Source organism: Psychromonas saccharinae (assembly GCF_051201515.1).
GTDB lineage: Bacteria > Pseudomonadota > Gammaproteobacteria > Enterobacterales > Psychromonadaceae > Psychromonas.
In genome coordinates this window covers 3577573-3590654 of record NZ_CP195153.1, presented here as the reverse complement: position 1 = coordinate 3590654, position 13082 = coordinate 3577573, and the positions used below count along the sequence as shown (strand labels likewise).

At 36.6% G+C, this 13082-nt stretch carries 13 protein-coding genes and 1 pseudogene; 10 read left to right on the top strand and 4 right to left on the bottom strand.

Annotated elements, in window-relative coordinates:
- Positions 1-39 precede the first annotated feature (39 nt).
- Positions 40-1308, top strand: a pseudogene (nrdD, locus tag ACR30L_RS16110) (anaerobic ribonucleoside-triphosphate reductase); the annotation flags it as partial.
- Between the two features lie 28 nt (positions 1309-1336).
- Positions 1337-1801 carry an anaerobic ribonucleoside-triphosphate reductase-activating protein gene (gene nrdG, locus ACR30L_RS16105; protein ID WP_435235268.1) on the top strand — a complete coding sequence of 155 codons (465 nt, stop codon included), beginning with the start codon at positions 1337-1339 and terminating at the stop codon, positions 1799-1801.
- Positions 1802-2009: 208 nt separating this feature from the next.
- Here the strand turns inward: nrdG and ACR30L_RS16100 are convergent, their stop codons facing one another.
- Both ACR30L_RS16100 and ACR30L_RS16095 read right to left on the bottom strand, forming a co-directional pair.
- A complete protein-coding gene (locus tag ACR30L_RS16100; RefSeq protein WP_435235267.1) occupies positions 2010-2429 on the bottom strand; it encodes an Hsp20/alpha crystallin family protein in 420 nt (139 codons plus the stop codon).
- A gap of 211 nt (positions 2430-2640) precedes the next feature.
- Positions 2641-3546, bottom strand: coding sequence for an HDOD domain-containing protein (locus ACR30L_RS16095; protein ID WP_435235266.1), 906 nt, complete (start codon positions 3544-3546; stop codon positions 2641-2643).
- Positions 3547-3853: 307 nt separating this feature from the next.
- Here ACR30L_RS16095 and clpS point away from each other — a divergent pair, with 307 nt between their 5' ends.
- Together clpS and clpA are read left to right on the top strand one after the other, a co-directional pair.
- Positions 3854-4177, top strand: a complete 324-nt coding sequence (gene clpS, locus ACR30L_RS16090; RefSeq protein ID WP_435235265.1) for an ATP-dependent Clp protease adapter ClpS — start codon at positions 3854-3856, stop codon at positions 4175-4177.
- Positions 4178-4230: 53 nt separating this feature from the next.
- The gene (clpA, locus tag ACR30L_RS16085) at positions 4231-6504 is read left to right on the top strand and encodes an ATP-dependent Clp protease ATP-binding subunit ClpA (RefSeq protein ID WP_435235264.1); all 2274 of its coding nucleotides are present in this window, start codon (positions 4231-4233) and stop codon (positions 6502-6504) included.
- 97 nt (positions 6505-6601) lie between these two features.
- On the opposite strand, the gene infA is transcribed toward clpA, so the two are convergent.
- Both infA and ACR30L_RS16075 read right to left on the bottom strand, forming a co-directional pair.
- Positions 6602-6820, bottom strand: a complete 219-nt coding sequence (infA, locus tag ACR30L_RS16080; RefSeq protein WP_435235263.1) for a translation initiation factor IF-1 — start codon at positions 6818-6820, stop codon at positions 6602-6604.
- A 186-nt stretch (positions 6821-7006) separates the two neighbouring features.
- On the bottom strand, positions 7007-7735 hold the full coding sequence (locus tag ACR30L_RS16075; protein WP_435235262.1) for an arginyltransferase: 729 nt from the start codon (positions 7733-7735) through the stop codon (positions 7007-7009).
- 118 nt (positions 7736-7853) lie between these two features.
- Here ACR30L_RS16075 and ACR30L_RS16070 point away from each other — a divergent pair, with 118 nt between their 5' ends.
- The 6 genes from ACR30L_RS16070 to nqrE all read left to right on the top strand — a co-directional run bounded on the left by ACR30L_RS16070 (position 7854) and on the right by nqrE (position 13064).
- Positions 7854-8165, top strand: coding sequence for a BolA family protein (locus tag ACR30L_RS16070; RefSeq protein WP_435235261.1), 312 nt, complete (start codon positions 7854-7856; stop codon positions 8163-8165).
- A gap of 336 nt (positions 8166-8501) precedes the next feature.
- Positions 8502-9842, top strand: coding sequence for a Na(+)-translocating NADH-quinone reductase subunit A (locus tag ACR30L_RS16065; RefSeq protein WP_435235260.1), 1341 nt, complete (start codon positions 8502-8504; stop codon positions 9840-9842).
- Between the two features lie 2 nt (positions 9843-9844).
- On the top strand, positions 9845-11053 hold the full coding sequence (locus tag ACR30L_RS16060; RefSeq protein ID WP_435235259.1) for an NADH:ubiquinone reductase (Na(+)-transporting) subunit B: 1209 nt from the start codon (positions 9845-9847) through the stop codon (positions 11051-11053).
- A complete protein-coding gene (locus ACR30L_RS16055; protein WP_435235258.1) occupies positions 11046-11825 on the top strand; it encodes a Na(+)-translocating NADH-quinone reductase subunit C in 780 nt (259 codons plus the stop codon). The genes ACR30L_RS16060 and ACR30L_RS16055 overlap by 8 nt, the downstream gene beginning before the upstream one ends.
- On the top strand, positions 11818-12450 hold the full coding sequence (locus tag ACR30L_RS16050) for an NADH:ubiquinone reductase (Na(+)-transporting) subunit D (RefSeq protein WP_435235257.1): 633 nt from the start codon (positions 11818-11820) through the stop codon (positions 12448-12450). Before ACR30L_RS16055 ends, ACR30L_RS16050 begins: the two co-directional genes overlap by 8 nt.
- A gap of 5 nt (positions 12451-12455) precedes the next feature.
- Positions 12456-13064: an NADH:ubiquinone reductase (Na(+)-transporting) subunit E gene (nqrE, locus tag ACR30L_RS16045; RefSeq protein WP_435235256.1), complete on the top strand. Its 609-nt coding sequence runs from the start codon at positions 12456-12458 to the stop codon at positions 13062-13064.
- The last annotated feature ends 18 nt before the right edge of the window (positions 13065-13082 follow it).

The following is a 13082-nucleotide window of genomic DNA, read 5'->3' as shown; positions in this document are numbered from 1 at the left end:
AAGCATAATTTTTTTGTGAGAATTTAATTAAGTATACATAATGGACAAACCCCTTTTGTCACCTTTGGGTTTGGTTTAGGCACAAGTTGGGAAGCGCGTTTAATTCAACGTTCTATTTTAAAAATTCGTATTGCAGGATTAGGCAAAAATCATAAAACAGCGATTTTCCCTAAATTAATTTTTGCGATTAAGGACGGCGTTAATCATGTTGCTGAAGATCCTAACTATGATATTAAACAACTTGCCCTTGAGTGCGCAAGTAAGCGCATGTACCCAGATATTTTAAATTACGATAAAGTGGTTGAAGTTACTGGTTCATTTAAAACGCCGATGGGATGTCGAAGCTTTTTAGATGCCTATGAAGAAAATGGCGAACCAATTCATGATGGTCGTAATAATTTAGGTGTTATCAGCATTAATTTACCGCGTATTGCGTTAGAGTCCGATGGTGATGAAAAACGCTTTTATCAATTACTTGATGCGCGTTTAGCCATGGCGAAAAAAGGGTTAGATACGCGTATTGAACGTTTATCTGATGTTAAAGCGAGTGTTGCACCTATTTTATATATGGAAGGTGCCTGTGGGGTACGTTTAAAAGCCGACGATAGCGTGGCTGAGATATTTAAAAATGGGCGTGCCTCTATCTCATTGGGTTATATCGGTGTACATGAAACTATTAATGCACTGTACGGTAATGAATTACATCTCTTTGATAGCAAAGAAAAACAACAAAAAGCTGTTGATATTATTCATTATTTAAAACAAGCAACCGAACGTTGGACAAAAGAAACAGGGTACGGTTTTAGTCTATATTCAACACCTTCAGAAAACTTATGTGATCGTTTTTGTCGTTTAGATGCGAAACAGTTCGGCATATTAGAAGGGGTTACTGACAAAGGGTATTACACCAACAGCTTCCATTTAGATGTTGAAAAATCGGTGAATCCATACGATAAAATTGATTTTGAAATGCCTTATCCTGAGTTCGCAAGTGGTGGATTTATTTGTTACGGCGAATATCCCAATATGCAACATAACTTAAAAGCCTTAGAAGATGTTTGGGATTACAGCTATTCACGTGTGCCTTATTACGCAACGAATACGCCAATTGATGAGTGTTACGTTTGTGGCTTTACCGGTGAATTTGATTGTACAAGTAAAGGGTTTGTGTGCCCAAGTTGTGGTAATTCAGACTCTGAAAAAGTGGCGGTTATCCGTCGTGTCTGTGGGTATTTAGGTAGTCCAGATGCTCGTCCATTCAATGAAGGTAAGCAAGAAGAAGTGAAACGTCGCGTTAAGCATCTTTAAGACGCGTTATTTTGGTGGGGATATTGTAATGAATTACAGTAAATATTATCCAATTGATGTATTAAATGGTGAAGGGACTCGGTGCACGCTGTTTGTTTCTGGTTGTATTCACCAGTGTCGTGGTTGTTATAATCAATCGACTTGGTCACCCGATGCGGGAGAGCTATTTACCGAACAGTTAGCTAATCAAATTATTGAAGATTTGAATGACCAGCGGATTAAAAAACAAGGGCTGTCATTATCGGGTGGGGATCCTCTTCATCCAGCCAATATTGCGCAAGTTTTATCGCTGGTCAAACGGGTTAAAAAAGAGTGTGTAGGTAAAGATATTTGGTTATGGACTGGTTATAAAAAAAGTGAATTAACGGCATCTCAACTGGAAATTATAAATTATATTGACGTGTTGATAGACGGGAAGTTTGTACAAGAACTTGCTGATCCTAATTTACATTGGCGTGGTAGTAGTAACCAAGTTATTCATCGATTAACTTAAGGTTGATATAACAGAGGGATAAGAAAACCTTATCCCTCAACTAATACCAATCGTAATAATTAATCTATCTTATTGGCTAATATTGGTTATTGTTTGTTGAAAATTTTCAAATGTCACAACCATTTACATCAATTCCCATCTCGAATTTAACCATTTTTCCTACGAAAATTTAGATTATATATTTAATAAAATTGGTATAAATTAACGGTTAATGAATCGCAATTTTATGCGTTTCTTCTGCCGGTTTTTCTGGTTTTGGTGCTGTTAATTTGAGCAAGCCATCGGTGAATTCAGCTTTGATTGCATCGGCATCGATATTTTCCCCGATATTAAGACTTCGAGTGTAGAAGCCTTCTCTTCTTTCTTTACGAATAGTCTGATCTTTTTCAGCACTATGTTCTTCACTTACCTTCGCTTCGATAGTTAAAACACCATTGCGTGTACTGACATTAATGTCTTTTTTAGCTACACCGGGAAGTTCTGCGATAAACAGATAATGATCACCTTTATCAAAAATATCTACACGGGGTTTAAAAAAGCCTTCTTGTTCAGCTTGATTATTGTGTAAAAAAAGGTCATCAAAAAAATTATCCATATTGAACCATGGATCTCTTGGGACAATATTCATTATTTACTCCTTAGTTATATCTTTTGCTCTTTAGGAGTATTGATACCAGCTTATCTGAGAATAATGTGGCTAATGTAAGTAAAAATAACGGCTAGTATGTCGTACTAATTCAGTTTTGTACTTACATCCTGAACTAATTTATTCGGAGAAATGGTATTACTCCTATATATAGATATAGGGATTTGAGGTGAGAAATTCAAGGGCAATATTATTAATGCACACTTTTTTCAATTTCTGGTGCAACATCAAGAAATTTTTCCCAAATGGATTTTTTAACGGAAAGTTTATCTAAAATCATCTCGATTGAGGTTTCGCTGATTTGTCCTTTTTTATACAACAGGTATAACTCACTGAGTAGATTACCTTTATAAAGTTGTTCAGACAAAACTGAGCTAGTAACAGGGCGTTGAACATCGAGAGCATCGCAATAAATAGCCGGTAATTTCCACTCTACGGCAATAAAATAAGAAATATCAGCTGACATTTCAGCCATTAGTGCTTTAAATGCTTGGCTACCTGGATTGCTACCAGGAAACTCACTACTTAGAGCATCACAAAGGCAATTAAAAATAATAATTTTACCTATGTCGTGGATCAAGCCGAGGAAGTAAGCATCAAATTCATCGTTTTTATTCTCTATTGCTAAGGTTTTGCATAAAAAAGCACATTGGACAGAGTGGATCCATATTTGTTTGCCAAACATTTTGTAATAGATTGGTTTTGAAGGCTTTACTTTTTCTAGTAGCAGAGTCGTTGAAATATTTGTGATACCTGAAATACCGAGTAACGCAACGGCATTACGTAATGACGTTATTTCTTGGTTACCACGGAAATACAATGCGGAATTAGATACCTTTAATACTTCAACGGCTAACCCTGGATCTTTCTCAATTAAATTGGTTATTTCAACAAAGTTGCTATTCGGATCTTTTAATATATCGATAAGTTGCAATAAAGTGATCGGTAATGGTGGAATTTGCTTACTGAGTTGTTGTGGGCTATTAAGAATTTCACGTACGTTTCGTAGTGCTTTTTCTTCGATATGATTAATTTCTAAGTCGTTGTTATCTGTACCAAACATCGCATCATAAAAAGCAGTTGAAAGTTTTTTTAGCAAGTGAAACAACCTTTAAAATTAATTTAAATCAATTGAAAATAATGAAGAATTACATTTTAATTGATTATAAATGTAGATAACTATCAATCTTTAGGCAATATGATAGGTTATATCGACTAAAAGTAAATAATGCTTAATTGCTGTTTTCTAATATTACAGCGTTATATTTGTTTTTATTATTATCCATAATTTGCACATTTGCTTAGTAATCATTAGTCTATTGATTATAGTAATTAGAATATCTACGGATAATAAGGCGTTATTAAATTAAATTTTTCTAACTTAATAAATAAGACTAGACTTAAAAATGAGTAATAAAGATATCTTGCAAACAGGAAATGAAGTAACAACGGTTTCAGCGCTAGAAACAAAACTGACACCACCTTCAATGTACAATGTTTTGTTGCACAATGATGATTATACGCCAATGGATTTTGTGATAGATGTATTACAACGTTTTTTTCGATTAAGTACTGAGAAAGCGACGGAAGTCATGCTCAATGTACATTATAAAAACGTTGGTGTTTGCGGTACGTTTACAGCTGAAATAGCGGAAACCAAAATGTCACAAGTCACAAAGTATGCTCGAGAAAATGAACATCCGCTGCGGTGTTCAATGGAAAAAGAATAAATATAAAGACGAGGATACCTTGTCACAATTTTTTACAATAGCGGGAGACTTTTATGTTAGATAAAGAGTTGGAAAACAGTTTGGATCTAGCCTTCCATTTTGCTTTGGAAAAATCACATGAATTTATGACAGTTGAGCATTTACTTCTTGCCCTCCTTGAAAATAATGAAATAAAAACACTGCTTGCGGGTTGCTCTGTCGATATTGTTTCTTTGCACCTTGAAGTTGTTAACTTTCTTGAAAGTATTCCGACTGATCCCGATGTACGGGCTCAAAAGGTTGAAATACAACCCACTATTGCCTTCGAACGTGTATTACAACGTGCTATTTTTCATGTTCAATCATCTGGAAATACCGAAGTTTCTTCATCAAATGTGCTGGTGGCTATTTTTAGTGAGCAGGAGTCGCAGGCGGTTTATTTACTAAGAAAAGCACATCTTTCTCGTTTAGATGTGGTGAATTATATTTCCCATGGCATTAAAAAATCAGCGGACTCATTGCCGGAAGTGTTTAGAACTCAAGATGGTGATGAAGCGCCTCAAGAAAAAGCAGAAGAAACACCTTATATCGTTAATTTAAATGAGCGAGTAGAAAAAGGGTTTATTGATCCTCTTATCGGTCGTGAAAAAGAAGTTGAACGTTGCGTTCAAATATTATGCCGCCGTCGTAAAAATAACCCTCTATTAGTGGGGGAGGCGGGTGTCGGTAAAACGGCAATAGCAGAAGGCTTAGCATACCGTATTGTTAATAAAAACGTACCAGATGTTATTGAAAATAATGTTATTTATTCTCTAGATATGGGCGCGTTATTAGCAGGTACAAAATATCGTGGTGAATTTGAGCAACGTTTTAAAACGGTTTTGAATAAACTTGAAGAAGAAGATAATGCGATTTTATTCATTGATGAAATCCATACTATTATTGGTGCCGGTGCTGCCACAGGTGGTCAGGTTGATGCTGCTAATTTATTAAAACCATTGTTAAGTGGCGGTAAATTACGTTGTATGGGGTCGACAACTTATAAAGAGTTTGGACAAGTTTTCGAAAAAGAACATGCGCTTGCTCGACGCTTCCAAAAAATAGATGTATTAGAACCTTCTGTGAAAGAAACGGGTGAAATTTTATTAGGATTGCGTTCTCGTTATGAGGAGCATCACCATGTTGCTTATACAAATAATGCGTTATTTGCTGCCGCAGAGTTAAGTGCTAAATACATTAATGATCGTCATTTGCCTGATAAAGCAATAGATGTGATTGATGAAGCTGGTGCACAGATGCGTTTATTGCCAAGTAATAAGCGTAAAAAAACAATTGGTGTTCCTGAAATAGAGAATATTATTGCAAAAATTGCACGGATTCCTCAAAAATCAGTTAATAGCTCAGATAAAGATCAACTGGCTAAATTACCAGAACGTTTAAAAATGACTGTTTTTGGTCAAGATACCGCAATCGATGCATTATCCGATGCCATTCATTTAAGCCGTTCAGGGTTAGGTGAAGAGTCTAAACCGATTGGTTCATTTTTGTTTGCTGGACCAACGGGTGTTGGTAAAACAGAGGTGACTCAACAACTTGCTAAGGCGATGGGAGTCGAGTTATTACGTTTTGATATGTCAGAGTATATGGAAAAACATACTGTATCTCGTTTGATTGGTGCGCCTCCTGGTTATGTTGGTTATGAGCAAGCTGGCCTATTAACCGATGCCGTTGTGAAGCAACCCTATGCCGTTTTACTGCTTGATGAAATTGAAAAAGCACACAGTGATATTTACAATATTTTATTGCAGGTGATGGATCATGGTACGTTGACCGATAATAATGGCCGAAAAGCTGATTTTAGAAATATTATTCTTGTGATGACAACTAATGCTGGTGTACGAGAAACGGTTAAAAATAATATCGGCTTTAAAGATCAAAAAGATTCACACAAAGCAATGGATGAAATAAATTCATTATTCTCACCTGAATTTAGAAACCGTTTGGATAATATTATTTGGTTTAATAATCTTGAACTCGATGTTATTTACCAAGTTGTTGATAAATTTATTGTTCAGCTTCAAGCACAGTTAGATCCAAAACAAATTTCCTTAGAAGTAACTGAAGGTGCTCGTTCATGGTTAGCTGAGAAAGGCTATGATAGAACAATGGGAGCAAGGCCGATGGCTCGTTTAATTCAAGACAAAGTGAAAAAACCATTGGCTAATGAAATTTTATTTGGTGAATTGCAACATGGTGGTAGTGTAACCGTTTCTTTGAATAAGAAAGATGACGAAATTACGTTTGATTATGTTAAAACAGATGTGCCAGAACAATGCATTCCAAACTAATTAAGTAAAATTATTTATCTTCTAATACTAAAAAACCAGCATTAAGCTGGTTTTTTTATTTAGCATAAAGCTAATTCGCATTAAGTGTCGTTAATAATTAACGAGCACGGAATACGATACGACCTTTTGATAGATCATAAGGTGTAAGTTGAACTGTAACTTTATCACCGGTTAGGATACGGATGTAATTTTTACGCATTTTACCTGAGATATGTGCAGTAACCATGTGACCGTTTTCTAACTCAACACGAAACATTGTGTTAGGCAAGGTATCAACGATTGTACCTTGCATTTCAATACTATCTTCTTTTGCCATTGGCGATGGATCCTTTGTCTTTTATACATACTCGGCATTATTTTGAGTATACTTGTAATTTCATCGGCGCATAATGCCAGAATAATTGAAAGGGGTAAAGGATTGTTGATTATTTATTGAGCCTTTTGCACTCAAGATAGCGTTGACTGCCTTACTTTCCAGCAGATTTGTGTAATTGCTCTTCTTTCATTTTTTAGTATTAAAGGAGAGCCATTGCCCATCAATAAATCGTTGATGAGGATTGAATTGTGTTTTGTAATTCATTTTTTTACATTTTTCAATGTAATAACCTAAATATAACCAATCAATATCTGATTCTTTAGCCAGCCGTAATTGTGTTAATACTGCATATTTCCCGAGTGAAGAAGCGCGATAATCGGGGTCATAAAAACAGTAAAAAGCACTCCAAAGGGTTTTGTTTCCATTATTAATTTGGTCTGTAATACTCACTGAAATTAATTTATCTCGATCGTAGACTTCTATAAATAATGGTTGGTTCCATGATGAGTTAATAAATTGCTCATATTGTTCAGTTGAAGTTGGGAACATCACACCATCAGAATGAACTTGTTCAATATATTTTTGGTATAAATCAAAATAATTTGGTTTATGGCTTTGTGTTACTTCGACTGAGAAATGTTTATTTTTATTGAGAAGTCTTTTTTGGCTACGAGATGGAATAAAGTTATTCACTGGAATTCGAAGTGATTGGCATGCTTGGCAGTTTTCACAGTGAGGGCGGTAAACTTGATCGCCGCTTCGACGAAAGCCATTTTCAATTAAAGAATAATAATACGCATGTGCATTAATCTCAGGATCAACGAGCATTAATAATCTTTCTTCCTGGTCATTGAGGTAAGAGCAAGGAAATGATTTTGTAACACCAACATTGAGTGAGATCGTTTGATTAAGCAAATGAGACCTGTCTTTCTTGCTAATAAAAGATAAAACCACAGTTAAAATATTGTTAACAAGCGGTTGCTTTTTATTAAATTTTCATGAAAAATACTGCCATTATAATGAGGCATTAAAAATGAACTTACAAACTATAATTGAAAAAAAAATTGTTGATCAGTTATCCCCGCAGTTTTTAAATGTTGAAAATGAAAGTAGTCAACATGCCGTCCCTAAAGATTCAGAAACTCATTTTAAAGTAACGGTTGTTAGCGATGCATTTCATGATATGCGTTTATTACAACGTCATCGTTTAATCAATCAATTACTAAGTGAAGAGTTGTCAGGCCCTGTCCATGCGCTTGCGTTGCATACCTGCACTCCAGAAGAATGGTCGAAACGAAATGGTTTGGTACGTGATTCTGCTCAATGTTTGGGTCAATCAAAATGAAGGATAAGGTTTAAAACTTATTAAATCCCTTTTGTCATTTTATTTTTAAGTCTAAAATTAAATTTTAATGGGTAAATACTTGAGAAAAGTTGAAAATGTAAACTTACGTCAATAACCCTTTGCTTTTCATATATCAATTTACCCTAATATAATGATATTATTTATTAATATTTTTTGTCTACATGTTGGCTGCTTGTTAAATTTTAAATGAGCAGAAAACCTGTAATAGTTAATGTCTAAATATTTATACTTTAAGTCGATTGATATTATTGGCTTTTGTATCGAAATATATCTTTGGACATTCGCTTTCTTCCCGTAAACATAGTGCGAGAGAATATGATTACTATAAAAAAAGGACTCGATCTCCCCATCTCAGGTGCGCCAGAACAATTAATTCACGATGCAGCTTCTGTTTCAGAAGTCGCGATACTAGGTGAAGAGTATATTGGGATGCGACCTTCGATGGCTGTTAAAGTTGGCGATCAAGTAAAAAAAGGACAACAACTTTTTAGTGATAAAAAGAATGTTGGCGTTATATTTACAGCCCCTGCTTCAGGTGTTGTTAAAGAGATAAATCGTGGCGCAAAACGTGTTTTACAATCCGTTGTTATTTCTGTTTCTGGAGAGGAAAGTGTTTCTTTTCCTAAATATGAAAGTAGTCAATTGGCAAGTATTGAACGTAATGAGATCGTCAACAATCTAGTTGAGTCAGGTGCTTGGACTGCTTTACGTACTCGCCCGTTTAGTAAAGTCCCCAAAATTGATGCAACACCTGCTTCTATTTTTGTTACCGCAATGGATACCAATCCTCTTGCGGCAGACGCACAGTTAATTATCAATGATAATCAGCAAGCTTTTTGTGATGGACTGACTTTATTAGCGCAACTTACATCGGGTAAGGTTTATGTGTGTAAAGATGAAGGAAGTTTGCCTAAGCCATCGATTGCTAATATAGAAGAGCATTCGTTTAGCGGTTTACACCCAGCCGGATTGGCGGGGACACATATTCATTTCATCGACCCTGTGTCTAGTACTAAACAAGTCTGGTCAATTAACTACCAAGATGTAATCGCTTTTGGATTATTGTTTACAACGGGTGAGCTTTACGTCAAGAAAGTGATTTCTCTTGCTGGTCCTGCCGTTAAAAAGCCAAGACTATTACGTACAGTAACTGGCGCATCTATTACTCAGTTAACAGCAAATGAACTGAACGCTGGTGAAATACGTATTATTTCTGGTTCGGTTCTTTGTGGTACTAAAGCAATGGGGCCGCATGCCTATTTAGGACGATACCATAATCAAATTACTGCGCTTGTTGAAGGCTATGAAAAAGAATTATTTGGTTGGGGAGCTCCTGGACTGAATAAATTTTCGGTCGCCAATGTTTTTGTTTCAGCGTTAAATAAAGCGAAGCGTTTTTCCTTTACCACAACGACGGGTGGTAGTGACCGTGCAATGGTGCCAATTGGGCAATATGAACGTGTTATGCCATTAGATATTTTGCCTACAATATTACTACGTGATTTGATCGTTGGTGATACCGATGAAGCGCAGGCATTAGGTTGTTTAGAGTTAGATGAAGAAGATTTAGCATTATGTACTTATGTTTGCCCTGGTAAATATGATTACGGCTCACTTTTACGTGATAACTTAAACAAAATTGAGAAGGAGGGCTGATAATGAGTCTTAAGGGTTTACTTGAGAAAATGGAGCCCCATTTTGAACCGGGCGGCCGATATGAAAAGGGGTATGCGTTATTTGAAGCAATCGCAACTTTTTTCTATACACCTGGTTTAGTTACCAAGGGAAAAACACACGTACGTGATGCGATCGATTTAAAACGTATGATGATTTTTGTTTGGCTCGCGACCTTTCCTGCTATGTTTTATGGCATGTATAACACCGGAGTCCAAGCTAATGATGCGATTGCCATGGGGTTATCTGCATTTGATAGTTGGCGTACTGATATTTTAAATATATTGGGTGTGGCGACTGGCAGTGGAGCGGGAGCTTTCGATAATTTCCTCTTTGGTGCGATGTATTTCTTACCCATTTATGCCGTTACTTTTGTTGTTGGTGGCTTCTGGGAAGTTTTATTTGCAACGGTACGTAAACATGAAGTCAATGAAGGGTTCTTCGTTTCCTCTGTTTTGTTCGCATTGATTGTGCCGGCAACGATGCCTCTATGGCAGGTTGCACTCGGTATTACGTTTGGTATTGTTGTTGCTAAAGAAATCTTTGGTGGTACTGGTCGTAACTTTATGAACCCTGCGTTAGCTGGCCGTGCTTTTTTATTCTTCGCTTATCCAACTAGTATTTCTGGTGATGCGGTTTGGACTGCTGTTGATGGTTTTTCTGGCGCAACATCGCTTAGTTTAGCTGCTCAGGGCGGTTTAGAAGCAGTCTCTCAATCTGGTTTAACTTGGATTGATGCATTCCTTGGTAATATGCAAGGGAGTATTGGTGAAGTTTCTACATTGGCTATCTTGATTGGTGGATTATTTATCGTTATCACGGGTATCGCTTCATGGCGAATTATTGGTGGTGTCATGATTGGTATGATCGCGCTATCTAGTTTATTTAATATAATTGGCAGTGATACAAATAGCATGTTTGCATTACCTTGGTATTGGCACCTTGTGATGGGCGGCTTTGCTTTTGGTATGGTCTTTATGGCAACGGATCCTGTTTCAGCGTCGTTTACGGATAAAGGTAAATGGGCTTATGGCTTATTAATAGGTGCCATGGTTGTCTTAATTCGAGTGGTTAATCCGGCTTTCCCGGAAGGCATGATGTTGGCTATCTTATTTGCTAACCTATTTGCACCATTATTTGATTACTTTGTTGTACAGGGAAATATCAAACGGAGGCTTTCACGCAATGTCTAATCAACAGGAAACATTCAAAAAAACAATATTGGTTGTACTAGCCGTATGTCTAGTCTGCTCGATTATTGTAGCGGGTTCTGCGGTTGGCTTACGTTCAACCCAACTTGCAAATAAAGAAAAAGATAAACAAAATAATATCTTAGCTGTTGCTGGATTAAGTATGGATAAACCTGTTGCGGAAATATTTGAACAGAATATTCAAACTAAGTTAGTTGATTTAGCAACGGGAGAGTTTGTTAATGTCGATGATCCAACTGATTATGACCAACGTCAAGCAGCAAAGGATCCTGAACAAAGCATTGCACTCACTGCGGATCAAAATATAGCGAAAATCGGCCGTCGTGCTAATTTAGCCACTGTTTACTTAGTGTCTGATGATGCAGGACAATTGCAACGCTTTATTTTACCTGTTCATGGTGCGGGGTTATGGTCGACTATGTATGCCTTTGTTGCTGTAGAAAGCGATGGTAATACAGTGGATGCTATAACCTATTATGAACAAGGGGAAACTCCAGGACTAGGTGGTGAAGTTGAAAATCCGCGTTGGCGTTCACTTTGGAAAGGTAAAAAGTTATTTGACGACCAAGGTAAACCTGCGATTAAAGTAGTAAAAGGACAAGCTCCAGTGGGTTCTGATTCTGAAATAGATGGTTTATCAGGTGCGACATTAACCAGTAAAGGTGTGGAAAATACATTTACATTTTGGTTAGGTGAGCAAGGTTTTGGACCATTTCTTCGCAATGTTCGTCAAGGAGCGTTAAATAATGGCTAAATCAAGTGAATTAAAAGCAGTATTAACATCGCCTATTGTTAGCAATAACCCTATTGCGTTGCAAATACTGGGTGTTTGTTCTGCATTGGCTGTAACCAGTAAACTAGAAACTGCTTTTGTAATGACATTAGCGGTAATGTTTGTAACTGCATTCTCAAATATGTTTATTTCAATGATCCGCAATTATATTCCAAATAGTGTGCGAATTATTGTTCAGATGGCAATTATTGCATCGTTAGTTATTGTCGTAGACCAAGTACTAAAAGCATATGCTTATGGTGTTTCTAAGCAGCTATCTGTTTATGTTGGTCTGATTATAACGAACTGTATTGTAATGGGACGTGCGGAAGCATTCGCAATGAAAAATTCACCTTTCCCAAGTTTTATGGATGGGATTGGTAATGGTTTAGGTTATGGGTTTATCCTAATGACTGTTGGCGCTATTCGTGAGTTCTTCGGTTCTGGTGCTTTATTTGGTATTGAAATTTTACCACTGACGTCTAATGGCGGTTGGTATCAAAGTAATGGTCTGTTACTGCTACCACCAAGTGCATTCTTTATCATTGGCGGCTTGATTTGGGTGATTCGAACCATTAAACCTGAACAAGTTGAGTCTAAGGAGTAATTTGAATGGAACATTATCTTAGTTTATTCGTTCGTTCTATTTTCATTGAAAATATGGCACTCGCATTTTTTCTTGGTATGTGTACTTTTCTTGCTGTTTCAAAGAAAGTTAAAACATCCATTGGTCTAGGTATTGCTGTTATTGTTGTATTAGGTATATCTGTTCCAGTCAACCAAGTTATTTATTTTAACCTTTTAGCGCCCGGTGCGTTAGATTGGGCTGGTTTACCAAATACTGATTTAAGCTTTTTAGGTTTCATTACCTTTATTGGTGTTATTGCGGCGTTAGTACAAATATTAGAGATGATTTTAGATAAGTACTTTCCCGCTTTATACCAAGCATTAGGTATCTTTTTACCGCTTATTACCGTGAACTGTGCCATATTTGGTGGGGTTGCATTCATGGTCCAACGTGAGTACAACTTAACTGAATCTGTTGTTTACGGTGTTGGTAGTGGTATTGGGTGGACATTAGCGATTGTTGCAATGGCTGGTATCCGTGAAAAACTTAAATATGCTGATGTACCTGATGGTTTAAAAGGTCTCGGTATTACATTTGTGACGGCAGGATTGATGGCATTAGGTTTTATGTCTTTCTCTGGTATTCAGCTGTAAAACAACGTATTTAGTTTA

Bases quoted from the DNA above. Each gene is read 5' to 3' on its own strand.
- nrdG (WP_435235268.1), top strand. From the start codon at position 1,337: ATGAATTACAGTAAATATTATCCAATTGATGTATTAAATGGTGAAGGG.
- ACR30L_RS16100 (WP_435235267.1), bottom strand. From the start codon at position 2,429: ATGAATATTGTCCCAAGAGATCCATGGTTCAATATGGATAATTTTTTT.
- clpS (WP_435235265.1), top strand. From the start codon at position 3,854: ATGAGTAATAAAGATATCTTGCAAACAGGAAATGAAGTAACAACGGTT.
- clpA (WP_435235264.1), top strand. From the start codon at position 4,231: ATGTTAGATAAAGAGTTGGAAAACAGTTTGGATCTAGCCTTCCATTTT.
- infA (WP_435235263.1), bottom strand. From the start codon at position 6,820: ATGGCAAAAGAAGATAGTATTGAAATGCAAGGTACAATCGTTGATACC.
- ACR30L_RS16070 (WP_435235261.1), top strand. From the start codon at position 7,854: ATGAACTTACAAACTATAATTGAAAAAAAAATTGTTGATCAGTTATCC.
- ACR30L_RS16065 (WP_435235260.1), top strand. From the start codon at position 8,502: ATGATTACTATAAAAAAAGGACTCGATCTCCCCATCTCAGGTGCGCCA.
- ACR30L_RS16060 (WP_435235259.1), top strand. From the start codon at position 9,845: ATGAGTCTTAAGGGTTTACTTGAGAAAATGGAGCCCCATTTTGAACCG.
- ACR30L_RS16055 (WP_435235258.1), top strand. From the start codon at position 11,046: ATGTCTAATCAACAGGAAACATTCAAAAAAACAATATTGGTTGTACTA.
- ACR30L_RS16050 (WP_435235257.1), top strand. From the start codon at position 11,818: ATGGCTAAATCAAGTGAATTAAAAGCAGTATTAACATCGCCTATTGTT.
- nqrE (WP_435235256.1), top strand. From the start codon at position 12,456: ATGGAACATTATCTTAGTTTATTCGTTCGTTCTATTTTCATTGAAAAT.